Origin of the sequence: Shewanella indica (genome assembly GCF_002836975.1) — a bacterium.
Lineage (GTDB): Bacteria > Pseudomonadota > Gammaproteobacteria > Enterobacterales > Shewanellaceae > Shewanella > Shewanella indica.
In genome coordinates this window covers 78,628-102,945 of the sequence record NZ_NIJK01000039.1, presented here as the reverse complement: position 1 = coordinate 102,945, position 24,318 = coordinate 78,628, and the positions used below count along the sequence as shown (strand labels likewise).

Below are 24,318 nucleotides of genomic sequence, written 5' to 3'. Positions count from 1 at the left end.
TGTTATTCATAAATACTTTCAATAATAACATTGCTTACAAGTACATAAACTTTTATTCATTTTATAATCATAGAAATAAAAATTTGCATATATAAACCGTAATGTTTATACATCAACAAAAGTTTTTTGTTTACTAGTTAACCAAGTCTCATTGTTTGTTAGATACTCTATAAATAGAGTATCGCTATTACCATATCCAAATTCTTGAATCGGCTCAAAATGTGTATACTTAGCTTTTGATATTGCATCTAGTATCTCTACCTGTGATTCTGGAGAGTTTATTATTGACAGAGCATTCGAGCGGTTGTCTTGTCGGGAGCCAAGATTTATTGATGGTATACCATAAAATGGCATTTCCCGTACGCCAGCACTGGAATTACCAATCATTAAGTCTGCATTTTTCAAAAGAGTCAAAAAATACTCGAATCGAATACTTGGAAATACTTTAAATCGAGGGTTATCTGATAATCTTTTTAACTCATTGATAATTATTTCAGAACCATGGTCATTATTTGGATAAATAACGATGTAATTTTCGTTACTCTCAAGAAGAGCATCAATGGTATTAGTGATATTTTCTTGGAGGCGATCGACCTCTGTTGTTACCGGATGATACATGAATACAGAGTATTCATTATAAGGTATATCGTATCGTGACTTCACTTCGTGTAGAGTTGGAAGGCTTGGTGACGTCATTATATCGAGATCGGGCGAGCCAATAACAAAGATAGAAGCATCAGACTCACCTAGTTGTATCAAACGAGACTTAGCCGCCTCGTTGGAGACAAAATGAAGGTGTGACATTTTTGATACTGAATGACGGATTAATTCATCAATCGTACCTGATACTTCACCACCTTCAATGTGTGCTACGAGTATGTTATTCAATGACCCAACAATAGCTCCAGCCATAGCCTCCACACGATCTCCATGGACTACAATCATGTCAGGTTGCAATTCTTTTACGTAGTCTGACAGTCCTTGAATGGTTTTTGACAATACAACGTCCATAGAGTCATGTCCGTTTTGGTTGATGTATTTGTATAGGGAACTGAAACCAGCTTTTTCTACCTCGTTAGCTGTCATTCCATATTTTGCAATCATATGCATTCCAGTGATAAAGATGTGCGACTCAAAATCCGAATGCTCCTCAACCTTTTTTATCAAACTTTTTAACTTACCAAAGTCAGCTCGCGTGCCTGTCAAAAATAATATTCTTTTCATATTTTATTTAACGTATTCTTTTTTAAGTTGAACATCTGCCGGAATTGATTGGGTCGCAACTCTACCAATAAGCGAATCATATTCTTCGGCAAGAAAATCCCCAGTGCCAGGGCGTTTTACCCAAAGGTTTTCACGAGTTAGTTCTTCACCTTCCTCAATCTCTGCAATGGTAACAACGCTAGCGTAGGCAAAATCAATAGTAACTTGTTCCTCTTTCGCTGCTTCTTTTTTGCCACCACGCATTTGAGCCATACGTTTAGATTGAAAAATCAACTCCGCACATTCTTTTGCATCCATAGAGCAAACTATATCCGGTCCTGGTCGATCTTTACTGTCGGTAAAGTGACGTTCGAGCACTGACGCTCCTGCAGCAACCGCACCTAAACAAGCTAGGTTGTCAATACTATGGTCAGATAAACCGACAACGGCATCAGGGAATGCTGTTTGAAGCTGTTCCATTGCACCAATTCTAATAAGGTGGTCTGGAGTTGGATAAAGATTAGTCGTATGCAATAGACAGAACGGCGTCTCATGCTTGCGGAAAATATTGACTGCCTTTTCAATAGAAGGTATGTCATTCATGCCTGTACTAAGAATAATCGGTTTTCCGAAGCTAGCAATCAGGTCAAGTAAAGGGTAATTGTTACACTCTCCTGAACCAATCTTATATGCTGGAACATTCATTCGCTCTAAACGCAACGCTGCAGCTCGAGAGAATGGCGTACTAATAAAGATTGCTCCTTTTGATTCAACATACTCTTTGAGCTTAATTTCATCTTCTTCATTAAGTGCACAACGCTCCATGATTTCATAAATTGAAACATCTGCATTGCCTGGTACAACACTTTTCGCTTCACCACTCATCTCGTCTTCAACCACGTGAGTCTGATGCTTAATAACCTCAGCACCGCCCTCAAGTGCAGCATCAACCATTTCAAAAGCAACTTCCAGAGAGCCTTCATGATTAATACCAATCTCTGCAATAACTAGCGGGTCATAGTCTAGACCAATTTTACGTCCAGAAATTTCAAATACAGGAGTTGTCATTTATTTGCTTCCTTAAGCTTTAATAGTCTTTTTACTTCAATCAGGTCTTCGAGCGTATCAATATCCGCGGAATCATCTTCTGACATGACGTAAGGGAATACATTTGTTCGTGGAAAGTGGTTATTCAATTTAAATTCACTAATAGAAAAAGTGTATATAGCACCATTCGGCTGAAAGGCTCTGGGTAAATCTTGTCTTCTCTGGTACGGAGCGTCATTACTATAAAGACCTGAAATAGAGCCATCTTTACGTTGGATGTATGATTTTATTGGTGTATGAGAGGGTTCAAAAACGCTAATGACAAAGTTAGCATTTACACTTTCATAAAGCTCTATCGCTTCGGTGATATGATGCGCTTCGCGGAGCGGCGATGTTGGTTGAAGGAGAACCATTCCCTTATATTGAGATTCTCCTCTATCTTCCAGCCATTTAATAGAATGCGATAAAACATCAATACTAGTTGCGGTGTCCGTCGCTAACTCATTTGGTCGCTCAATAATCTCTGCACCTAGACTTTTACTGATACTAGCGATTTCAGTATCTTCCGTTGAGACTAAAACTCGATCGATATAGGGGCACTCTAGGGCAGCCTGTATTGTCCAACCAATAAGCGGAGTACCACAAAGAGGAAGAACATTTTTCCGGGGCAACCCCTTCGAACCACCTCGGGCAGTAATCAAAGCTACGTATTTATCCGTCATATCAAACCATCATTTTTGCACTAATTGATCTCAGAAATTCAAGCCACTTGAGACACTTTTTATTCATTTTGAGACAGCCTATTTTCACTATCTCATTGTAATTACTTGTTTTTGCCTAGTTTCCTAAACCCGCCCCAATGGGCCCACAATTTCATTTTTTTAACTTTCTTTTCTAGCAAAATGCCTGACAAGAACTATCATCACGGCCAACATACCGCCTAACATAGTACCTAGTACGCAAATTAGTGCTCGCTTTGGCTTGGCTTTTTCTTCGGGGACAAAGGCTGGGTCGATTGTTTTAAATACATATTCATCCCGCACCTCGGCAAACATTATGGTTTTAGCCTGTTCTTCTACCAACTTGTAGAGAATGGCTCGAATGTCGGCAACATTAGTGAGCTCAATCTGTTTATTTAAAAAGTCGGTACTTCGGTTAGCCTCCGCAACATCCCGCTCTTTCATGGTTAGATTGATATCTGCAACTAACCAATCTAACCATTGTTTGGCTACAAAAGGAGATTTATGTTCTATCGTGATTTTAACCATCCCTGTCTCTTTATCTTTATTGACAGAAAAAACTTCTAAAAACTCTTTATGAGCCTCCTGTAAAGAAGGTTTTGGCTGAAATGGGGGCTTTACCTCACGCACCCAAGTCTTACTTTGTTGGTTATACATTTCAGGATCAAATGACAAACTGTTGTCGGCCATGTGCCACTTATCGACCGCCATTAGCTCAGGCAATATTTGGTGTTTTTCAATAAAGTTACCGATAAACTGCCTTGATTTGAGTACTTCAATCGCCAGTTGTGTCTTATCAGTGCCACCTTTGCCGCCTAAGTTAATCCCCGCCATACTGGCAAGGCCACCAAACTGGGAGGCAAGTCCCGCAAGCGCTCCTGCGCCCTGCTCTTCCGACGCCGGGGCCAATAATGCCTCCGATTTATAGATATTCGGTAGCATTAATGCGATAACCACAGAGGCGACGGCAAACACCAGGGTGATACCCGCAATAAGCCATTTACCTTGCCAAATTACGCTGAAAAGCTCACGAAGATCGATTTCATCATCTCTTAGCGCATTCGCCGCAAACTGTGCGTCAGGATGATGCTGAGGGGTAATATTTGATGTCATATTTTTTTATCTAGTAATAAGTGGTTTTGATTTTGCTCCAGAGCGGCTTAACGCCTCTCTGGAGCAAAGCCATTTTATTTTGGGGTTACAACCCGGAAATGCTTGCTACTGCCACCGCTGTGTTGTAAATGATTTGAGTCACCTGGCTCCAGAGTGTCAGGTTATCCTTATACTCTGTATCCAATGGAACTATGATGGTGTCCCCGGGTTGCAGATTATCTTCACTGCTGAACCACATGGAGCGTTTAGGCATCATTACCGAGCCATCAGCCTTTATTACATAGGTTCTGTCTTCATCAGCACGCTTACGGGTACCACCGGACATATCAAGATATTGGTCAAGAGTAATACCTTCTTTATACCTATGGGTCGATGCATGTTGTACTTCGCCCATAACTGCTATGGTCTGTTTGGTTGATGGCACATAGAGAATATCTTGATCTTCCATCTGGATATTTGCTTGGGATATCCCCACTGAGATAGCCGGCAAATCCACCACCAAACGGCCGACAGCCTGAATGCTTTCCAAATCTTTCAGCATCAATTGAGCATCGGCATAATTAACTAAGTTGCCATCCTTGGAGACCCCTCTGGTGGCGATATCCCGCCGCAGTTGGTCGGCCAACTTTTTGATTTCCATCTGCTCCTGCTTACGCACCGATTCCCGCACAAACACCGCAGAAGGGAGATAAGCGTATTCGGTAAAGCCACCGGCCCGTTGGATCACATCCTGCAGCGTTTCACCGCGGCGGATATTGTAAATACCCGGGAACTTAACTTCGCCACGTATTTCTACGGTTTGATGTTCCTGCCAATCAGGGGTGGTCATCACAGTAAGGATATCGCGCCCTTCCAGTGGCAAATCAGCAGTTTTGTTCCCCTGAAGCGCACTGGTTAAGTCCACGGTTTTATGCTCTATGGATGAACCGCCGGCATTGGTAACAGTGCGGGTTAACTCAGCCCTGGCTGTGTAGGCGCCTTCTTTCAGGCCCCCTGCTGCTTCAATTAAAGAGCTGACAGAGGCATTAACCGTCAGCGGGTACATACCCTCATGGCGAACCTGGCCGCCAACGGCAACAATTTTTACACTGTCACCGGCACGTGCCTGGGCGTTGAGTTTACTGATAACCGGGAACAAGAGTTCGCTACGATTCATCATGTAGCTATATTTGATTAAGTCAGTGTCATCAAACAGGTTCAATAACATCTTACTGACTTCTGAAATTACAACTGCCTGTTCATCACTTGTTGCATCGCTGTCATCAACCACTACCCCACCAACAGCGTTGCGCCTATGCAAAGTTTTACTTTGCAGCAGGTTGAAACCTGCCTTGAACAGATCATTTCCTATCAGCGAGTTACCCGAAAGCGAAGTCACCTTGGCCACTCTTTGCTTGACCAGCTTATTCAGCTCATATCGGTTAAGGCTATCGTCACTGAAGTTGAAAACAACCAGCTTATCTCTTGGTTGCAGTACCAGGTTTTCATCGGCGTCCTGATTAACAATCGCCTTTCCCGGTGCAAATTGGTAGACCTCTATGTTGCCGTAGTCATCCACCTCACGAAGCAAAATTGCATAATCCAAATCGGCGGATATTTGTAAATCAGACCAAATTGATTTGAGAATGTCATTCACTCTCAAACCTTGATGCCATTGGTACTTTCCAGGCCGAACAACAGCGCCAACCAGAGTCACGGCATTATCATATTGCCCTGAGGTTCCCTTAACCCTAACCACATCGCCTGCTTTGGCCACTGTTTTTTGACCTTTGGCTGAAGTGAGATCAACTGTGAGCAAAGATTTAAGGCCTTGGTCATTGTAACGTTCGACCACACTGGCCTTTGGATAGGAACCCGGCTTAACACCGGCGGCCATATTCACCACATCCCCAAAGGTTTCACCGCCTTTCAGCTCATAGATAGCAGGGCGACGCACTTCGCCGGCCACACTGACCAGCCCACCCACAGGAGGAATAAACACTACATCTCCGGATTGCAATCTCAGATCGCCGGAGGCATCACCGCGCATCAATAAGTCATAAAGATCCAGAGTACCGACCAATTTGCCGCCACGCTTCAGCTGTACCTTACGCAGCGAACCTATTTCATTCACGCCGCCGGAGACAAACAGCGCTTGAGTCATGGTTGACAGACTGGATACAGTGTAAGAACCGGGTTTGTAGGCATCACCGGCCACAAAGATACGAATAGAGCGCAGTTCACCCATAGTGATATTGGACTCTATGCCTATCATCTGGTGTTTGATGCGTTTTTTAAGGGTATCTTTGGCTTCGGCAAAACTTAAACCGGCAATACTGATAGGGCCGAGTTCAGGGAACTGTACAGTGCCATCGCGATTAACGGTAAGTGAGAACTCTCTATTGGTTTTACCGAAAAGTTGCACCATCAGGGTATCCCCTGGCCCCATCAGATACTCACTGGGAACCGGCACATCGGAAACCGGAGCAAAAGTGCTGGGTTCACCGGCAAACAAGGAGTAACCAAAACGCTTGAGAGCACTCTTGTCTGTTGCTTCAACCGTAAAGTCTAAAGTTGGCTTTTCGCCCCCATTAGCGCTGTTATCCTTTTTTTCTCTTGGATAAACAACTTGCGGATTGACCGGTTTCTGACTGATGTTACTGCCTCCACTCAATATGGAAGGATCTATTCCATACTGCTTGGCTAACCTTTCCTGTTCAGCGCGAGGCAATTTTTTGAATTGTTCGATCATTTGAGGTGATGGCGTAACAGCTTGAGCTTGCGAGCCAAGCAAAGCCAAAGCGCCGATACCCGCTATGATGAGTTTTTTGGTTTTCTGTAACACCAGTTGTCTCCGTAATGGTGAATAGCACTAAAAATCAAATGAACCTTTCAGCAATGCAACAACCGCGTTTAACGCCATAAGCGCTTCAACCCGGATTCCATTTGAGACCAACGCCTCTTACTTGCTGATTTTTTAAATGGCGGAAACTGAACAGTTTCCGGTTTAACTTCTCTGAACCTGATAATAGCGTTTAGCCGTAAACATCAGACTCATTGAGTTATACAGGTTTTCGCACCATCACAGGGTTACCGTTCCGCGTGGCGCTCAGAGAGCTTCGGCGTCCACTAAGAATATGAAACTATTCATATTCTTGTCTTTCAGACACGCTACCGTTCCGCGTGGCGCTCAGAGAGCTTCGGCGTCCACTAAGAATATGAAACTATTCATATTCTTGTCCTTCAGACACGCTACCGTTCCGCGTGGCGCCCAGAGGGCTTCGGCTTCCACTAAGAATATGAAACTATTCATATTCTTGTCCTTCAGACACGCTACCGTTCCGCGTGGCGCTCAGAGAGCTTCGGCGTCCACTAAGAATATGAAACTATTCACATTCTTGTCCTTCAGACACGCTACCGCCCATGGATTGCGGCCTCCAACTTGCCCTTTGCGATGCAAAAACTATATTTTTTAAAGCGTTAAAAAAATGCTACCCAAAGTCTTTAAGGTAACATTCATTTCCTGTACCAGGTCTTACTTTGCCGGGGGATTATATCCCACCCCCCCAAGTGATGCAGTTCAAAAAACACCCAACCCTTGTTAAGCTGAGCAATAATTCAACCACCAAGTTACAGCCAGACTATTTTTGCAAAAATGAAAAATATAAGATATTGATTTTTTGGAAAAAAATGCAAATTTATTCATAGTTCGCAAATGTTGAGCTTTGTAACAATGGGAAATGTCTTACACGGGCATCATGCAATTACGCACACGCTGCTTTAATTGCCTTTTGGTCCACTATTATGCTCTTGTGCTGACCAAGGAAAGTAAACAATACTTTACAGCGAGTATCGCCGCATTTTTCAGCAAATATGCCATCAAAATCAGTAAATGGCCCTTCGGTAAACTGTATTTTATCACCGGATTGCAGGGGCTTTTCTGTGATCAAGGGCGTAGCTAATTCACGTTGTTTGAGCTGATTGATCAGTTGCTCATCAATTGGCAGCAGTTTCTCACGGCAGTTAACCAAATTGGCAACACCGCGAGTAGAGCGGATCTGACGCACACTGGTCAGTTCAGGATCAAACTTGATGAATAGGTAGTTGGGAAACAGAGGTTGCTTTTGAACGACAGTTTTGTTTTTCTCTTTCCTTTCAAGCCGCACCATCGGCAAATAGGTCTCAAGCTCTTGGAGCATCAGATTCTGTTGAGCCCTCACTTCACTGCGAGGTTTACAGTACAAAAGGTACCAGGCCTTCATGGTGTTCTCACTACTTGGTTTCTGTCGGGTGACGTCCTATCACAGCGGGCAATCATATCAGACATAAGTTTACAATTGAAAGTGAATTTCAGGTTTCCCCCTCCCCCCACTTTGGTCTAATTGAAATTACGGTTACAAACCGAACAGGTCTGACCACACAAAGGCATGTATTGCTCATAAAGCCGCCGCTTCCCGGCCCTGAAATTGACTTTGTAACTGGATCCAGAGTATATAAGGTGAGCTTTGTTGCTTTTGATGAACAAATTACAATACAGAAAACCAAAGCCTCAATCACAGCGCATTAAAAGACATGCCCATAACACTTTACAAAACAGTGTGATGTTAACGGCAAAACAGCTGGGATAAATACAATCGCTTTCTGTGTCGACTTTTGTCACACGGCCAATTAACAATTTTAAGGTGGAAGACTTCATGAGCTTAGCAAAACCTCAGGGGACTGTGCTCGGACATCCCAAGGGATTGTTCCTGCTGTTCACAACAGAGCTTTGGGAACGATTCAGTTACTATGCGATGCGTGCCATTCTGGTACTTTATCTTGTTGACCAAGTAAGAACCCAAGGCGCAGGGGGGTTAGGCTGGACTCAAGCAGACGCTTTGAAACTCTACGCTTGGTTTACCGGCTTGGTCTATCTGACACCACTTTTAGGTGGATGGTTGGCCGACAATGTTCTTGGCCAGCGGAAAGCGATTTATATCGGTGGTGCCTTGATGGCGATAGGCCAATTCACTTTGGCAGCCCCCCATAGTTGGGTGCCCGGGATGGAGACCATAGTCTTTTATGCCGGTCTTGGTACCCTGATTGTGGGTAACGGCCTATTTAAGCCTAACATTTCAACCATGGTAGGTGACCTATATGAAGAAGGCGATCACCGCCGCGACGGCGCCTTTACCATCTTCTACATGGGTATTAACTTGGGTGCCGCCCTGTCCGGCTTTGTTGTCGCCTGGGCCTATACTAACTTTGGCCATAAAGAAATTATCGATGGCGTTGAAGTGACAGTTAACAACTGGCAAGCCGGTTTCTTCTGTGCCGGTGTCGGTATGCTGATCTCTCTGCTTATTCAGTTCCTTTTTGCCCAAAAACTCTTGGGTGATATAGGTACAGTTCCAGCAGCAAAAATTGAAAAACAACGTGCTGCCGAGCGCGGTGAAGTAAGAAAAGAACCCCTGACTAAAGTTGAACGTGATCGCATTAAAGTGATCATGGTGATGGGTCTGTTTACCATCATCTTCTGGGCGGGTTTTGAGCAGGCCGGTGGCTTGATGAATCTGTTCACCAATGAGTTCACCGACCGCTTTATTGGTAATTGGGAAGTGCCGACAACTTACTTCCAGTCACTGAACGCCATTTTTATCGTGGTTTTTGCCCCCGTGATCGCTTCTATCTGGATCCGTCTTGGAAATAGAGAACCCAACTCACCGGTTAAATTTGCTCTCGGCCTGATACTTTTGGCTATTGGCTTCCTGTTTATGATAGGTGCAGTACTGGAGATGGGTGGCGACGCCTCTGCCAAGTCCAGTATGTGGTGGTTGGTTGGTGCCTACTTCTTCCATACCATGGGTGAGCTTTGCCTTTCCCCTATCGGTTTGTCTATGGTCACTAAGTTGGCCCCTCTGCGTATCATGTCACTGCTGATGGGCTTTTGGTTCTGCTTTATTTTTATTGCTAACTTAACCGCAGGCTATGTAGGTTCCTTTATCGGTCACGGCGGCGAGAAAGAAGAACAACTGGCCAATGCCATGTCTATCTTCTCCGGCATTGCCATCACGGCAGCTATTTCAGGCGTGCTCCTCTACTTTATGGCCGATAAACTGGTCGATTGGATGCACGGCGCAGAAAGCAAAATTCACGATCACTCCGAAGAAGAAGCTTTGGAGCAAGAAATTGCCGTAACAGGTGAGCATGAAGCGATAAAACGCTAATAATCATTCGGTTACCGAATAAAAAAGGCTGCAGTATGCAGCCTTTTTTATCTTTTGCAATTTAATGACTTGCCACCTTGGCTTGGTCATTATGAAGCGTTACAACGACAGTTGCACAAAGCCCCCCTGGGGGATTTTGGGATTAAAACTCAGCCCCAGGAATCTGTCTTGTTGTAGCAGCATCCTATGTTCTGCCTCACTGGTAACTACACAAAGCTGCTCTGCGGGCATTAAGCTTCGAAATTGAGTTGTGGGCTTACCCCACTCAAGTAGGCCCAACTGCAGCGAATCTGCCAGCGCCAATGGCGTAATGCCATCTTGGTTACGTATATAACACCTCAGTCCCCTGCCCGCTTGGGCAATGGCTGCCCGGTAACTATCAAGTTCTATTGCCACGTAAATCATATCGCAATAGAGATCCAAGCCTGATTTGACCAAACGATCATTCAGATAGCTCAGCATGTTGAAGGGTTCTATCACCACAGAACTAACACCGGTACGATTAAGTTTAAGCTTCTGATTAACAAAACTCCGCATCAACACGCTGGCAAAAGCCGCGCGATTATCCTCCGGATGAAAGTGCGCCATATACATAATTAAATGATGGTTACCAACCATGGCAGAATCGATAAAGTAAGGACTTACCTGTTCGTGCTTGAACAAACTGTAATCCAATCTGGCCTTGGGATATTCAATACGGCTCGCGGGGAATAACTGTTGCTGCACGCATCTGGCTGCTTCTGCATTTTGCTCAAGCAAAGCCAGGTTTTCATTCAGCTCCATAAAAGAGAGTTCTTCCACGTCCCGATTAACAGCAGCGTGCTCCTGATCCACAGATGTCAGGCATTGATTAATAGCGTGCTCGATACTGTAAAGATCGGATACTGGCTTAACCAAGTAATCACAGGCACCTATCCGCAGAGCCTCGACTACATCGGCCATAACCTGATTTCCGGAGATCACAATGGAAGGAATAGCGGGGTTGATGCGCGACATCGCCTTGAGCATTTCCAAGCCCCCCATTCGAGGCATGGAAAGATCGGCTACCACCACATCATATTTCTGGCTTTTGAAACTCTGCAGCCCTTGCTCACCGTCCTCGGCTTCAACAACATTGGCGCCCCGTCCACTCAAAAAGGCGGCAACAATATTGCGAAAAACAGGGTCATCCTCAACCAGCAGTACATTGAGACTGTTCAGCGCCATGGTTAAATCCCCGCAGGTATCAATCGCCGGTAACGAGTAACCTTTAACCTCCTGCGGGTAGAGAAGCAGAGGGTGGGTTACTCCAGTTCCTGCATATATTCATCTAGCAACTCGTCTTCGTCCTCATTCGAAGGCACATTGCCGTCGTACACCTTATAGTCCATGTGCTGTATGTAAGCGTCTTTAACGAAAGTGTATGGATCGAGCGCGTTGTCTACTAATCTTTCTTGATCTATGGCAACTGAGCGTGCGTGGAGATTCTTCAGCCCCCACTTGATCACTGACTGCCACATAGTTAATTCTGACAAAGGAAAGTATAGACCATCCACCCAATCTGAAGCGAGTTCACGGGTGATATAAGGACCGAAGAATGGTGCCATAAAGTAAGGCCCGTTAGGTACACCGTAGTAACCCAGCACTTCGTTGAAGTCGTCCTGTTTACGGGGCATTCCCATCATATCGGCGACGTCAATCAGGCCGAGCAACCCCACGGTTGAGTTAACGGTAAAACGGCCTCCGGCATTCAAGGCCCAGCCCCACTTGCCTTGCAGCGTGTTGTTTACCAGACTGTGGGGCTCTTCCAGGTTAAGAACAAAGTTATTAATGCCTGATTTAACCGGAATGGGCAGATAATCGTTATAACCATGAGCAACTGGACGATAGAGATACCTATCCAGATAAAGGTAGTTGAAGTCCCACATGGCTCGGTTGAACCCTTCGATAGGATCCCGCGGGTCACTGTAGCTGATGCGTACGTCCTGTGTATTCTTTCCTTCACCGCTTTCTGCAGCCACTGCCGAATGAACCCCCAGGGCAGCCGCAAGCATCAGAATCCATTTAAACTTCATATTACTCTCTTTGTATAAGTACCACTGTAGTCAAACCGAAAAACTGTTAAAGCTTTGATTACTATGCGCCGATAACAAGATTATCCAGTGCGACAATCAACCTTCTACCAATGCCGATTCGGACGGATAAGGATACTTCGCTGAGGAAATAGATCAAATTTAAATTTACGATTGCCCATCAAGAAATCAACTAGAGGAGTGGGGTTTGCAACAATGGATCCAATCAAAGGTACAATCCCGCCTTCAGGGCCAGGGCCTTCCTCTCAAACAAACGTGTCTATTCCGCTGTTACCGGTAACTGTAGTGGATTTAGGTAGCGAGCTCAGATTAGAGTTGCAAAATACTCAGTACCAATTGCAGTTCGTCGAACCTCAGGCCAACACACAAGCTAAAGCACTTATATATCAGTCCAATACTGCCCTGCTGGAGCTGACCCGTCCCTTAGGGGAGATTATTCAAGGCAGGCCGGTGCAATTGCTGTGGCTGGCGAATGAAGTACAGATAAAGCTGCCGGATGCACTGATGCAGCTGGCAGCCAAAAATGGCATCAGCCAAACCGTACTGCAACAGTTGGCAGCCAGACCACAAGGCTACCCGCTACCCATGTTAACTGTTTCTCAGGCTGATATGCGCTTTGCCAACGGTACCAGCATAGCCTTTCCGGCGCAGTTACAACTACCGGCAGGAGAATATGTCGCCAAGGTCATCAGCAACAATCAAGGACTGCAGCTGGAATTAAGCCCTATTAACGCAAGACTGGATGTGAAACTATCGCCGGCCCCTGCTTTGTCAACAACAACGACCGATGTGGCAAATGAGCGTCTGATAACCAAGCCGGAACTCGCCCAAACCTATGCCAGGTTAATCAAACTTCTGGAACAACAACCCAAAGCTCAAGCGCCGCAAATAAACTCAGAGACCCGAGCGAGTATTGACTCCAAAACCAATTCAATAACGGCGCCTGGCAGTAAGGTATCGACAGCTGCATTACCTTTGACACAGCAAACACTTGATAAAATTAGCTTGGTTGAGTCAAGAGCGGCTGTTTTACCAAGGACAGACAAAGCTTCACTTCAGGCTTTACAACAGTTGGCAAGGACGACTACAGCAGAAAAACCAACCGCCCCAACGGAAAAGCCAACGACTAGGACAAGATCCGATAAAGTAACACCAGAGGCGCCGAAAACGCCCGAACTCAACTTTCTTCAGCGCGCCTTTAACAAAGCCGGAGCCATGCCGAGGGCCGAGGCGATGGCTCTTGAAGTCAAATACAACCAGGCGACAGAGCTACTCAAGCAGCTACCGGCATTATCGCCTGTCCCCCTGAGTGAACTGACCGAGCCCTCTTTGCTGAGAGCTGAACTACTGGGCCTCACTGGATTACAACTAACCCACCAACAAGCACCGTCGCAAACGCTGACACAAGCCGGTGCCATTACCACCTTGTTTCAGCTGTTGCTTGGCATCAGGGCCGGCAATCAAAACCTCAGTGTACCTCAGCGTTTGAAGCAATATTTAGAAGGGTTGCAAAGTCAATCCGGTCTGCAAAATTACCAACTGGCCTCGCTGGAAAAGCAAGGTACACTGGACGCCCTACAACAAATGTCTCAAGCGGTAGCACTCTATCAACAGGCCAATACAGATAACGGCGGTCAATGCTGGTATTTTATGCTGCCCTACTATCTCAACCAAAGAAATGAGCAACTGGAAGGCAAGTTCGAGCATCAAGAGTCGGATCAGGACACGGACAAAGACAAAGCCTGGCAGTTGCAGCTCAAGTTTAACCTGGGAATGGGCTCCTTGCTCATTAAAGCGCAAGTGAAGGATACCAAGGTCGACCTGCAGTTTATCGGCAGCACCCAAACCCTGATCAATAGAGTCAGTAATTTCCTGCAACCACTGTCGCAAAAGTTGCTTCAGTTAGGACTCACTCCCAATGAATTGAACGCCCATGTTGCCCCTGTACCCGCGTCCCTGTTGCCCGGCGATCATTACCTGGTACAACTGAAGGCCTGAGGAAAGACCATGCCCGAAGATTCAAACGACAAGCCAAACAAACCTCGTCAGGCGGTGGCCCTGAGTTATGATGGCAAAACTGCGCCCAAAATCACCGCCAAAGGGCAAGATCTGCTGGCTGAAGAGATTATCGCTTTGGCAAAAGAGGCGGGTATTCATATTCATCAAGACCCTTACTTAAGTGATTTTCTGCAAATGCTGGAGTTGGGACAAGAGATCCCCAAGGAACTCTATCAACTGATCGCTGAGCTGATCGCTTTTGTCTATATGCTGGATGGCAAGTTTCCCGAGCAGTGGAATAACCTGCATCAAAGAATTGTCGACAAGGCCTAAAGAAAGAGAGCTAACACAGCCAAAGGGTTACCTTGAAAGCTGCAACACCTTGAAGGGGATTCATTCGTTTTCATTACGATAGAAATAAAAAGAGCGCATCCAAGATGCGCTCTTTTTATTTGGTTGATTATCAGGCCCGGGCTGTCTTGCCATGCAAGCGAATTAAGAGTTCAGCTTCCGCTTTGGGTAGCTCACACTCACGGATCAGCTCATCGACACCGGCTCCCAGTTGCACCATTTTCATTGCCCGGCTGTATAGCTTGGCCTGAGGGTCCTGCTGCATTGACTCATCCAGACGAGCATTTTGCTGCGCGAGACGTTTTTCAAGCTCCAACACCCGACGGCCAACGCCTATGGTACCGCTACGCAGCTCCTGCAGCTCCCGCTTGAAGGACTCTCTTTGTCGGTCGCTTTCCTTGACCAGGACAGTTAACGCCTCAACCTTGTTCCTGAGCTTGTTGCTTTGTTTTTGCAGGTACAGCACCAGTCCGAGACAGGCAATGACATATACCAGCGCAGCGATCAAGAAACCATCGCCCATCATGGGTTAAAACTCCTTTTCCACCAAGGCCTATCAGATCTGTGCCAACTCGGCCCATTCATCATCTGAAAGCAGCTTGTCCAAGTCGACCAAGATCAATAGCTCATCACCACGGTTGCTGACGCCCTGAATAAACTTGGCACTCTCTTCGGTACCCACATTCGGCGCGTTATCGATTTCAGAACGGCGCAGATAAACCACCTCAGCCACACTGTCGACCAAGATACCTATCACCTGCTTTTCCGCTTCGATAATTACGATTCGGGTAGAGTCGTCCACTTCTGAGGAAGGTAAGCCAAAACGCGAGCGGGTATCAATAACAGTCACCACATTACCGCGCAGATTGATGATCCCCAATACATAGTGAGGAGCCCCCGGAACCGGGGCAATTTCGGTATAACGCAATACTTCCTGAACCTGCATCACGTTGATGCCATAGGTTTCGTTATCCAGCCTGAAGGTTACCCACTGGAGAACGGCATCGTCCTTGCTTGCAGATACCGCTGCTACATTTCTTGAATCAGTCATATTTACCTCAGTCTATCGGATCCTGACAACCTAACCCGGCATTGAGCATTTCAATCAATGCCTGCACATGTAAAATGCCACACATTTGTTCTTTCACTACTCCGGCCAACCAGGGGCGTTTACCTTGACTGCCTCGCCAGTTGACCTGCGACTTGTCAATTTTGACCGCATTGACCAAAGACTCACAAGCCAAACCCCAATTACTGTTCTCTAATACTACAAGATATTGATAATTTACGGATTGAGCCAGTTTATCATCATATTTTTCCGGCATAACCCAGGCACAGGTATCAACGATATTCAGTTGTGAATCCCGGTAGCCCTGAACCCCCATAAACCAGCTTGGGCGTCCAAAAATATGATTAATACGCTCTATTCTGACGATACCGCCCAGACTTATCAGCGGCACCGCCAATGTCAGTCCCGCCACTTTAAAGAACAATACTTGAAACTCGTCTTCCAGTTGATCCTTAAGCGGTTCTAGAGGCACTGCCGGTGCGCCGACTTGCGTCTCCAATTGCACCACTTCCTGTCGCTCAGGCTCTGTTAGCTCTTGGATCTGAGCCTGTTCGCTCACGGCGGCATCAGTTTGAACATTCAACTGTCCGGCAATAGCTTCCACCTGCGGTTCAAGCTTATTAACCGTTTTCAACGGCGTTTCTGTAGCCACTTCAGCCGCTTTCGTCTCAGCAACCGCCTCTTTAAACACCGGCGCCAACAACTGCTCCAGCGCATTGCGGTCAAGTGTCGGCGTCTTCTGCGCTGCCGGATATTGCTCGGCACTTGTATCAGGCCGGGAAATGACCGTCATCTTGGGCTCAGCCTCTATTGGCGCAGCAGTATTATCCCTTAACCCAGTGGGTGTCGTTTGGGCTGCCGGGTCAGACTCAGTCAGCAACAGGTTGAAATAATCAAAAACAGTCTCATCAACCGATTTTGACATGATTAAACTCCCCCGCCAGCAGATAATCGAGCAAACGCTCGTAGGCCTTCACCCCCCGCGTGTTGGGGGCATAGTGGGACGCCGGCAGGTGGGCCAAACTGGCGTCGCGAAACTTGGTATCCACAGGGATCACATCCGGCCATAAGGTATCGCCGTATACCTCGCCGAGATGCTGCAAAGCTGCGGGCGAAGCCTTGGTGCGTCTGTCATACATGGTTGGCACTATGGAGTAACTGTAGCGGATCTTCTTCGAGCGCCCCATCAGCTCCATAGTTTTGATCATTCTATCCAGGCCTTTAATCGCCAAAAACTCGGTCTGAACCGGGATCACTATATGTTGGCTGGCTGCCAGAGCATTGACCATCAATACCCCCAGCACAGGAGGACAGTCGACCAAGGCGACATCATAGTCATCCTCAACCGACTTGAGAATATTACGCAGCACCAGCCCCATGCCTTCCTGGTGACCAAGGGCGCGATCCAAAGTGGCCAACGCCATAGTTGCCGCCAAAAGATCGACTCCCTCAACCGAGGTGGGAACCGCATGCTGCTTTACCAAAGAGGTATCAAGCTGCTTATGAGCCAGAAACAGGTCATACAATGAGCCTGGCACCTCTTCCGAATCTATGCCCAAATAGTAACCCAGCGAAGCATGGGGATCTGTGTCTATCATCAGAACCCGCTGACCACGCTTGGCCAGCGTGCCCGCCAAACTGGCTACTGTTGTGGTTTTGCCCACTCCGCCTTTTTGGTTTGCAATGGTCCAGACCTTCACTTTCCGCCCCTTATTCTCGCCTTGTCGGCCAACTCGTGAAACGAGCCACTATTATTGTCGTTCTTGTCTTGTACGGCTACTCATTACCCTCTTCACGGGTAGTGACCCGGATCCCACCGTGAGGTAAACGTATTACTTTTACGCCATTTTCCAACTCCGTCACCCTGGCACCTTCAGTCTCAGCTTGGGGCGCTGGCGTTACAGCAGTGCCTTGAACCGTTATTTTTTCAGGGTTCTCTGCGGCCGCTGCAGCCCGGGGAGCTTGCACTTGAGGCGATACATCCGCTGCCGTCTCTGCCCCCGATGCCACCTTAGGTCTAATCACATCCAATAAGGATGCAGTCTGCTGCGGATGACGGCTCATCCAATCGGCAATAATCGCCGCCTGTTCATCCGGCACCATCAAGAGCACTTGGGACGACTCAAGCTGGGTGACTTCCTCACTCAGTTGCTGGTTCTTTTGTCGCAAATCCCAGTAAAGTGCAGCCACAACCAACAGGGCAACCAAACATAAAAACAGCGCCAACCGGTATCCCAGTATGCGCGTTTCGTTATCAGCCACGAGCCGACTCTCGCAATATCGCTTCAGCCATATTATCCAGCGAAATGGATTGGCTGGAAATGCCGGCAGTTGTCACAGCCTGCGGCATACCATAAACAACACAGGAAGCTTCATCCTGGGCCCAGATGGTAGCACCAACACCTTTAAGCATACGCGCCCCTTCACGGCCATCGGCGCCCATGCCCGTCAGGATAACCGCCAAAACATCACCGCCAAAAGCCTTGGAAGCTGACGCAAAAGTGATATCGACGCAGGGTTTGTAATTCATATCTTCATTGCCGGCGAGAATTTTAATCCGGCCTGTAGCCCCTGAACGCTCCAGCATCATTTGCATGCCGCCGGGCGCGAGATAGGCGCAACCGGGTCTGAGCATGTCGCCGTTGACAGCTTCTTTGACTTCTATCTTACACAAACCATTAAGCCTGCTGGCAAAGGCCGGTGTAAAAGCTGCCGGCATATGCTGTACCAATAAAATGGGATGCGGATAGTCCGCCGGAAACTGGGTCAATATTCGCTGTAATGCCACCGGCCCACCGGTGGAAGTGCCTATAACCAGCAATTTATATTGCTTGCCACTGGCTCTTGCAGGCGCCGCCCCCGCACTGCGTCTCTGCAATTGACGATTGGCTGAAATACTTGCTGCTGTGGCGCTCTGGCGCGGCAAACTGCTTGACGCTGCGGGCCGGTTTGACGAACCAAGCGGCGTAGGCGTTACGTTCGGCCGAACTATGGGGCGAAATATCCGCCTGCGTCCCAACGCCTTGACCCTTTGCTGCAGCAAACGAATCGCTTCATCCTTGTTGGTGGCAATATCTTCAAACCGCTTGGGAAGAAAATCCAAAGCCCCTGCGTCCAGCGCATCCAGGGTTGCCTTGGCGCCATCATGGGTTAAAGAAGAGAACATCAGGATAGGTGTCGGATGAGTGGCCATTATCTGCCGCACGGCGGTTATTCCGTCCATTATCGGCATTTCAATATCCATGGTGATCACCTGAGGCTTGAGCTCAGCGGCCAGCTTAACGGCTTCTGCACCGTTATTGGCCATTCCTATCACTTCAAGCTCAGGATCCTGATTGACTATTTCGCTGACTCGTCGTCGAAAGAAGCTCGAATCATCGACAACCAAAACTTTAATGGTCATTTAAATCCTTATACAGCACTTCAACGCTTGGACTTGGCGTAGTGCTTCAATAATCCTGGTACATCGAGGATCAGCGCAATACCGCCGTCCGATGTTATAGTGGCCCCCGCCATCCCCGGCGTACCGTGCAACATGGAGCCCAGCGGTTTAATTACCACCTCTTCCTGACCTATCAGGGCATCTACCACAAAACCTATCTGCATGGTGCCAAGCTGAACTATGACCACATGGCCATGTTTCTTGTCACCATGCTGGAAGCTCATCGGTTTACGGCTGAGCCAACGTTCGAGATAGAAGAGTGGCACCGCTTTGTCCCGAACGATCACAGTCAATTGCCCATCTACAATATTGGTCTTGGTTAGATCCAGATGGAAAATCTCATTCACGCTGGAAAGCGGCAAGGCAAACACCTGCTTGGCAACTTCCACCATCAGAGTGGGCATAATCGCCAAGGTTAAAGGTACCTTGATCTCCAGACGGGTGCCTTTACCCTTGACCGAGTCGATATGCACAGAGCCGTTAAGCTGAGTAATACGGGTCTTGACGACATCCATCCCAACACCTCGGCCGGAGATATCAGAAATCTCTACCTTGGTCGAGAAGCCGGGGGCGAAAATCAGGTTATAGGCTTCCTGATCGGACATTCGGGCGGCGCTATCTTCATCCAGCACACCACGACTTATGGCAATCTCTTTGAGTTTGGCAGCGTCCATACCGGCGCCGTCATCCTCAATTTTAAGCAGGATATGGTCACCTTCCTGACTGGCCGCCAAAGTAATAACCCCGGTTCTGGGCTTACCATTGGCCTCGCGCACATCAGGCATTTCAATACCGTGATCCACTGAGTTACGCACCAGGTGCACCAGGGGGTCGGCAAGGGCTTCGACCAGGTTCTTATCCAGATCCGTGTCTTCACCTATCATCCGCAGATCTATCTCTTTATTGAGACTGCGGGCCAAGTCGCGAACCACCCGAGGGAAACGACCGAATACTTTCTTAATCGGCTGCATCCGGGTCTTCATCACGGCCCCCTGCAGATCGGAGGTCACCAGATCCAGGTTGGCCAGCGCCTTGGACATCTCTTCATCTTCGCGGGATATCCCGAGGCTGACCAAGCGGTTACGTACCAATACCAGCTCACCGACCATATTCATGATCTCATCCAGGCGAGCCGTATCTACCCGAACAGTGGTTTCCCCCTGAGGCACACTGGTCGCAGCCTTGGCAGGAGATGTGTCTTTGGCAACAGCAGGAGCCTTGGCCTGAGGTTTGGCGGCCGCTTTAGGTGCCTCGACTTTGGCAGCAGCTGGAGCCGCCTTCGGCGTAGCAGCGGCATTCGCTGCCGGTGCTTTGGGTGCGGCTACTTGGGATGCAGATGCTTGAGATGCAGCAGGCGCTTTGGCACTTGCATTACCCGCAGCAGGCTCTGAACCACTGGTGTTAGCGCCAGGGCCGGCGCCTTTGCCGTGCAACTCATCGAGCAGTTTTTCAAACTCATCATCGGAAATTTCATCGGCATCGACACTGGCAGATGCGGCTTCCTCAACAACAGCACTGTTGGCTGCAGGCGCCGCGGCAAACTGCCCCTTACCATGCAATTCATCGAGCAGTCGCTCAAATTCATCGTCTGTGATGTCATCTGAAGAGGAACTTACAGGAGCGCTGTCGCTGGACTTGAGGGCGTCACTACCCAAAGCCGGAGCACTGCCGGCAGAAGGGCCCTTGCCTGAACCATGCAAGGCATCCAGCAAGGCTTCAAACTCGGCTTCATCAATTTCATCTATACTGGCTGCGCTGCCTTGAGTCGATGTCTCGGGAGTCTGTGAAGTTGGCTCCTCAAACAGCTCCACCGCGGCACTATCAAGCATGCCATCAAACAACTCATCAACACTCTCATCGCCGGTTTCTACTGCGGCAGGCGTTTCAGCCTGAGCCTGTTCTGAAGGTAAAGGCGCACCTGAGCTAAGCAGCTTGAGTTTTGCCAATAACACTTCATCTGCAGCTTCCTGCTCCTGGCCGGATTGGGTTTGGTTGAACATGGTGTTAATCGTGTCCAACGCTTGCAGTATGATATCCATCAACTCGGAGTTGACACTGCGCTTACCGGTACGCAATAAATCGAAGGTGTTTTCTGCCTCGTGACAGACATCCACCATGGGCCCTAACCCGAGGAATCCTGCACCGCCTTTGACCGTGTGAAATCCCCTGAAGATGGCGTTGAGCAAATCTGTATCTTCCGGATTGTTTTCCAGAGATACCAGCTGCTCTTGCAACAGCTCAAGGATCTCGCCAGCTTCAATCAAAAAATCCTGGAGTATCTCTTCATCAACATCAAAGGCCATTAAATTGACTCCTAATTAGAAACCCAGACTTGAGAGCAGATCATCGACTTCATCCTGACCATTCACCACGTCTTCGCGTTGCTCTGCGTTCAGTATGGGGCCTTCTGCCTCTATGCTCTTATCCTCAGCGCCGCAGAGATCATCCAGCGGCTGCTCACCGAACACTGTCAGCAACGAAACCAAGCTGTTTTCCACTTCCCGCACCAGCTCTATGACCCGACGGATCATCTGTCCGGTCAAATCCTGAAAATCCTGAGCCATCAGTATCTGATTCAGTAATTCCCGCAGCCGACAAGCATCGGCTTCACTCTGTTGCATAAAGTGTTGTACGTCATGACACAGGCCCTTGAACTCATGCAAGGCCAAATCACGGCGCATCAGCTTATCCCAGGCGGGTTTGACATTTTGCAGATTGGTACTCAGAGCATCCGACAAAGGCAAGCATTCTTCGACTGCGTCCATAGTTTTGTTGGCTGCTTGCTCTGTCATATCAATGACATAGGTAAGGCGTTCTTTGGCGTCTGGGATATCAGTGTTGGCAAGCTCAATAAGGCGGCTATCTACCTGAAAATCCACTAAGGCGTTGTGCAACTGGCGGGTCAGCTTACCGACTTCTTCGAACAGATCCCTTTGCAGGGGAGCCGCCAGTTCCCGCAGCAATTCGTCGGCCTTATCCTGCTCTCCCTGACTGAGCAGGGCAACCAATTCCTGTGCCTGCTCCAAAGTCACCAGCCCGGATGTCTCTGCTTTCATTGCATCACCCCACTCAACCGAGCCGTTCGAAAATCTTATCCAATTTCTCTTTCAACGTAGCCGCGGTAAAAGGCTTAACAACATAACCATTCACGCCGGCCTGAGCCGCCGCAATAATTTGTTCACGTTTGGCTTCGGCAGTTACCATTAACACAGGGATATGTTTGAGATGCTCGTCGGCACGAATCGCCTTGAGCAGGTCGATTCCCTGCATCCCAGGCATGTTCCAGTCGGTCACGACGAAGTCAAAGTCGCCCTTTTGCAGCATAGGCAGAGCTGTTGAACCATCGTCTGCTTCCTGGGTGTTATTGAACCCCAGGTCTCGCAACAAGTTCTTAATGATCCGTCTCATCGTTGAAAAGTCGTCAACGATGAGAATCTTCATATTCTTGTCCAAGGTTTCCTCCGGTGAGCTGACATACTTATAAGTTGCTCAATCATTAATTACGCTTGTGTCCAGTGCTTGAGTTTGGCTTTCAGCCTCAGCATGGCCTGACTATGGATCTGGCTCACCCGGGACTCACTTACCTCAAGAATGACACCAATCTCTTTTAAATTCAGTGCTTCGTCATAATACAGCGACAAAACCAAGGCATCGCGCTCTGGCAAGCGCTTAATGGCATTGGTTAAGGCTGATTGGAATTGGCTTTGAGCCAGGCCCTCAAAAGTGTCATCTGCCGGCATATCTTCCGACATCAACACATCGGGCGCTACCCCCAAATCTTCTATTCCTATGATTTTACCGGTGGAAACATCATTGAGAATATGATGGTATTCATCCAACGACATCTCCAATCGCTCGGCAATTTCACTATCACGGGCATCCCGCCCCAACTCCTGTTCGAGCTCATCCATCACCTGAGCGACTCGCCGGTTATTGCGATGAACCGAGCGTGGAACCCAGTCGCCACGGCGTATCTCATCTATCATGGCGCCACGAATGCGGATCCCGGCAAAGGTCTCAAACTTGGCGCCTTTGCTGCCATCAAACTTGGATGAAGCTTCCAGCAATCCCATCATGCCGGCCTGCAGCAGGTCATCGAGTTGAACCGATGCAGGCAGACGGGCAAGCAGATGATGGGCTATTCGTTTTACCAGCGGTGCATAATGCTCAACGATCTGTGTCTTATCGTTTAAACCTGCGTATGCAGCCGCTTTATTCACTCGTACCATCCTCTCGGTAATCTGTCCTTTGAACCAAGCGCTCAACAAAAAACTCGAGATGCCCCCCAGGTTGCTGAGGTATAGGCCAGCTCATAATCTTGTTTGCCAGTCCATGATAAGCAATACTGGCCGGAGACTTGGGATAGGCTTCCACTATCAATTTCTGTTTCCGCACCGACTTGCGCAGGTTCTCATCAAACGGAATGGTTGCCACAAGTTCAAGTGCCACATCCAAAAATCTGTCAGTTACTTTACTGAGCTTAGCAAATAACTCCATCCCTTCCCGCAAACTCCGTACCATATTTGCGACAATTTTGAAGCGGAACACACCATGCTCACGACTGAGGATCTTAATCAGCGCATAAGCATCGGTAATAGAGGTGGGTTCATCACAGACAACCACAAGTACATCCTGTGATGCACGGGAGAAGCTGAGTACCATATCCGATATCCCGGCAGCCGTATCGACTACCAAGATATCAAACTGGGTTTTCATTTCACTGAAGGCGCGGATAAGCCCGGCGTGCTGAGCCGCAGTCAGTTCGACCATGGCCTGAGTCCCCGAGGTGGCGGGAATAATACCTATTCCTTTTGGGCCTCGAACGATAATATCATCAAGCTCCGACTCTCCCGATAGCACATGGGACAAATTGCGTTCGGCGCGTAAGCCGAGCATCACATCCACATTAGCCAACCCTAAGTCAGCATCCAAAACCAGGACACGTTTGCCTTTTTCTGCCAGAGCAACCGCGGTGTTGATGGAGACACTGGTTTTACCCACGCCCCCCTTGCCTCCGGTCACGGCAATTACTTTTACTTTTTCGTTATTTGGTTGATTCATCATTCGTAAACCGCTCGCTTGGTCCCGGGTCATAGCT

At 47.9% G+C, this 24,318-nt stretch carries 22 protein-coding genes; 3 read left to right on the top strand and 19 right to left on the bottom strand.

Features of this window, described 5'->3' with window-relative positions; genetic code table 11:
- Window positions 1–105: 105 nt before the first annotated feature.
- The 6 genes from neuC to rfaH all read right to left on the bottom strand — a co-directional run bounded on the left by neuC (window position 106) and on the right by rfaH (window position 8,344).
- Window positions 106–1,224, bottom strand: coding sequence for a UDP-N-acetylglucosamine 2-epimerase (gene neuC, locus CX650_RS13585; RefSeq protein ID WP_101096098.1), 1,119 nt, complete (start codon window positions 1,222–1,224; stop codon window positions 106–108).
- Between the two features lie 3 nt (window positions 1,225–1,227).
- A complete protein-coding gene (locus CX650_RS13580; RefSeq protein WP_101096097.1) occupies window positions 1,228–2,271 on the bottom strand; it encodes an N-acetylneuraminate synthase family protein in 1,044 nt (347 codons plus the stop codon).
- Window positions 2,268–2,972, bottom strand: coding sequence for an acylneuraminate cytidylyltransferase family protein (locus tag CX650_RS13575; protein ID WP_101096096.1), 705 nt, complete (start codon window positions 2,970–2,972; stop codon window positions 2,268–2,270). Before CX650_RS13575 ends, CX650_RS13580 begins: the two co-directional genes overlap by 4 nt.
- A gap of 159 nt (window positions 2,973–3,131) precedes the next feature.
- Window positions 3,132–4,103: a Wzz/FepE/Etk N-terminal domain-containing protein gene (locus tag CX650_RS13570; protein WP_101096095.1), complete on the bottom strand. Its 972-nt coding sequence runs from the start codon at window positions 4,101–4,103 to the stop codon at window positions 3,132–3,134.
- A gap of 85 nt (window positions 4,104–4,188) precedes the next feature.
- The gene (locus CX650_RS13565) at window positions 4,189–6,927 is read right to left on the bottom strand and encodes an SLBB domain-containing protein (protein ID WP_101096094.1); all 2,739 of its coding nucleotides are present in this window, start codon (window positions 6,925–6,927) and stop codon (window positions 4,189–4,191) included.
- 919 nt (window positions 6,928–7,846) lie between these two features.
- A complete protein-coding gene (gene rfaH / locus CX650_RS13560) occupies window positions 7,847–8,344 on the bottom strand; it encodes a transcription/translation regulatory transformer protein RfaH (protein WP_101096093.1) in 498 nt (165 codons plus the stop codon).
- Window positions 8,345–8,776: 432 nt separating this feature from the next.
- Here rfaH and CX650_RS13555 point away from each other — a divergent pair, with 432 nt between their 5' ends.
- On the top strand, window positions 8,777–10,288 hold the full coding sequence (locus CX650_RS13555; protein WP_101096092.1) for a peptide MFS transporter: 1,512 nt from the start codon (window positions 8,777–8,779) through the stop codon (window positions 10,286–10,288).
- Window positions 10,289–10,387: 99 nt separating this feature from the next.
- Here CX650_RS13555 and CX650_RS13550 read toward each other — a convergent pair whose 3' ends face one another.
- Window positions 10,388–11,494, bottom strand: coding sequence for a response regulator (locus CX650_RS13550; protein WP_039035663.1), 1,107 nt, complete (start codon window positions 11,492–11,494; stop codon window positions 10,388–10,390).
- 77 nt (window positions 11,495–11,571) lie between these two features.
- Window positions 11,572–12,342 carry an MlaA family lipoprotein gene (locus tag CX650_RS13545; protein WP_101056086.1) on the bottom strand — a complete coding sequence of 257 codons (771 nt, stop codon included), beginning with the start codon at window positions 12,340–12,342 and terminating at the stop codon, window positions 11,572–11,574.
- 303 nt (window positions 12,343–12,645) lie between these two features.
- Between CX650_RS13545 and CX650_RS13540 the strand changes: the two genes are divergently transcribed.
- A complete protein-coding gene (locus CX650_RS13540) occupies window positions 12,646–14,358 on the top strand; it encodes a hypothetical protein (RefSeq protein WP_157823029.1) in 1,713 nt (570 codons plus the stop codon).
- A 9-nt stretch (window positions 14,359–14,367) separates the two neighbouring features.
- Window positions 14,368–14,691, top strand: a complete 324-nt coding sequence (locus CX650_RS13535) for an EscU/YscU/HrcU family type III secretion system export apparatus switch protein (protein ID WP_101096090.1) — start codon at window positions 14,368–14,370, stop codon at window positions 14,689–14,691.
- 130 nt (window positions 14,692–14,821) lie between these two features.
- On the opposite strand, the gene CX650_RS13530 is transcribed toward CX650_RS13535, so the two are convergent.
- The 11 genes from CX650_RS13530 to CX650_RS13480 form a co-directional block, all read right to left on the bottom strand.
- Complete coding sequence (locus tag CX650_RS13530; protein WP_101096111.1) at window positions 14,822–15,232, bottom strand: DUF2802 domain-containing protein; 411 nt, start codon at window positions 15,230–15,232, stop codon at window positions 14,822–14,824.
- A 33-nt stretch (window positions 15,233–15,265) separates the two neighbouring features.
- The gene (locus CX650_RS13525; RefSeq protein ID WP_101056083.1) at window positions 15,266–15,760 is read right to left on the bottom strand and encodes a chemotaxis protein CheW; all 495 of its coding nucleotides are present in this window, start codon (window positions 15,758–15,760) and stop codon (window positions 15,266–15,268) included.
- A gap of 7 nt (window positions 15,761–15,767) precedes the next feature.
- Window positions 15,768–16,703 carry a chemotaxis protein CheW gene (locus CX650_RS13520; RefSeq protein WP_101096089.1) on the bottom strand — a complete coding sequence of 312 codons (936 nt, stop codon included), beginning with the start codon at window positions 16,701–16,703 and terminating at the stop codon, window positions 15,768–15,770.
- Window positions 16,687–17,478, bottom strand: a complete 792-nt coding sequence (locus CX650_RS13515; protein ID WP_101056081.1) for a ParA family protein — start codon at window positions 17,476–17,478, stop codon at window positions 16,687–16,689. Before CX650_RS13515 ends, CX650_RS13520 begins: the two co-directional genes overlap by 17 nt.
- Before the next feature lie 76 nt (window positions 17,479–17,554).
- Complete coding sequence (locus tag CX650_RS13510; RefSeq protein ID WP_101096088.1) at window positions 17,555–18,040, bottom strand: membrane anchored protein in chemotaxis locus; 486 nt, start codon at window positions 18,038–18,040, stop codon at window positions 17,555–17,557.
- The gene (locus CX650_RS13505; RefSeq protein ID WP_039035655.1) at window positions 18,033–19,181 is read right to left on the bottom strand and encodes a protein-glutamate methylesterase/protein-glutamine glutaminase; all 1,149 of its coding nucleotides are present in this window, start codon (window positions 19,179–19,181) and stop codon (window positions 18,033–18,035) included. The genes CX650_RS13510 and CX650_RS13505 overlap by 8 nt, the downstream gene beginning before the upstream one ends.
- A gap of 20 nt (window positions 19,182–19,201) precedes the next feature.
- Window positions 19,202–21,523 carry a chemotaxis protein CheA gene (locus tag CX650_RS13500; RefSeq protein WP_101096087.1) on the bottom strand — a complete coding sequence of 774 codons (2,322 nt, stop codon included), beginning with the start codon at window positions 21,521–21,523 and terminating at the stop codon, window positions 19,202–19,204.
- 15 nt (window positions 21,524–21,538) lie between these two features.
- Window positions 21,539–22,276: a protein phosphatase CheZ gene (locus CX650_RS13495; RefSeq protein WP_039035653.1), complete on the bottom strand. Its 738-nt coding sequence runs from the start codon at window positions 22,274–22,276 to the stop codon at window positions 21,539–21,541.
- A gap of 13 nt (window positions 22,277–22,289) precedes the next feature.
- The gene (gene cheY, locus CX650_RS13490) at window positions 22,290–22,673 is read right to left on the bottom strand and encodes a chemotaxis response regulator CheY (RefSeq protein WP_025011074.1); all 384 of its coding nucleotides are present in this window, start codon (window positions 22,671–22,673) and stop codon (window positions 22,290–22,292) included.
- 47 nt (window positions 22,674–22,720) lie between these two features.
- Window positions 22,721–23,440 carry an RNA polymerase sigma factor FliA gene (locus CX650_RS13485; protein WP_101096086.1) on the bottom strand — a complete coding sequence of 240 codons (720 nt, stop codon included), beginning with the start codon at window positions 23,438–23,440 and terminating at the stop codon, window positions 22,721–22,723.
- On the bottom strand, window positions 23,433–24,314 hold the full coding sequence (locus tag CX650_RS13480; RefSeq protein ID WP_039035673.1) for a MinD/ParA family protein: 882 nt from the start codon (window positions 24,312–24,314) through the stop codon (window positions 23,433–23,435). Before CX650_RS13480 ends, CX650_RS13485 begins: the two co-directional genes overlap by 8 nt.
- Window positions 24,315–24,318: the final 4 nt, after the last annotated feature.

Bases quoted from the DNA above. Each gene is read 5' to 3' on its own strand.
- neuC (WP_101096098.1), bottom strand. From the start codon at position 1,224: ATGAAAAGAATATTATTTTTGACAGGCACGCGAGCTGACTTTGGTAAG.
- CX650_RS13580 (WP_101096097.1), bottom strand. From the start codon at position 2,271: ATGACAACTCCTGTATTTGAAATTTCTGGACGTAAAATTGGTCTAGAC.
- CX650_RS13575 (WP_101096096.1), bottom strand. From the start codon at position 2,972: ATGACGGATAAATACGTAGCTTTGATTACTGCCCGAGGTGGTTCGAAG.
- CX650_RS13570 (WP_101096095.1), bottom strand. From the start codon at position 4,103: ATGACATCAAATATTACCCCTCAGCATCATCCTGACGCACAGTTTGCG.
- rfaH (WP_101096093.1), bottom strand. From the start codon at position 8,344: ATGAAGGCCTGGTACCTTTTGTACTGTAAACCTCGCAGTGAAGTGAGG.
- CX650_RS13555 (WP_101096092.1), top strand. From the start codon at position 8,777: ATGAGCTTAGCAAAACCTCAGGGGACTGTGCTCGGACATCCCAAGGGA.
- CX650_RS13550 (WP_039035663.1), bottom strand. From the start codon at position 11,494: ATGGCGCTGAACAGTCTCAATGTACTGCTGGTTGAGGATGACCCTGTT.
- CX650_RS13545 (WP_101056086.1), bottom strand. From the start codon at position 12,342: ATGAAGTTTAAATGGATTCTGATGCTTGCGGCTGCCCTGGGGGTTCAT.
- CX650_RS13535 (WP_101096090.1), top strand. From the start codon at position 14,368: ATGCCCGAAGATTCAAACGACAAGCCAAACAAACCTCGTCAGGCGGTG.
- CX650_RS13530 (WP_101096111.1), bottom strand. From the start codon at position 15,232: ATGGGCGATGGTTTCTTGATCGCTGCGCTGGTATATGTCATTGCCTGT.
- CX650_RS13525 (WP_101056083.1), bottom strand. From the start codon at position 15,760: ATGACTGATTCAAGAAATGTAGCAGCGGTATCTGCAAGCAAGGACGAT.
- CX650_RS13520 (WP_101096089.1), bottom strand. From the start codon at position 16,703: ATGTCAAAATCGGTTGATGAGACTGTTTTTGATTATTTCAACCTGTTG.
- CX650_RS13505 (WP_039035655.1), bottom strand. From the start codon at position 19,181: ATGACCATTAAAGTTTTGGTTGTCGATGATTCGAGCTTCTTTCGACGA.
- CX650_RS13500 (WP_101096087.1), bottom strand. From the start codon at position 21,523: ATGGCCTTTGATGTTGATGAAGAGATACTCCAGGATTTTTTGATTGAA.
- CX650_RS13495 (WP_039035653.1), bottom strand. From the start codon at position 22,276: ATGAAAGCAGAGACATCCGGGCTGGTGACTTTGGAGCAGGCACAGGAA.
- CX650_RS13480 (WP_039035673.1), bottom strand. From the start codon at position 24,314: ATGACCCGGGACCAAGCGAGCGGTTTACGAATGATGAATCAACCAAAT.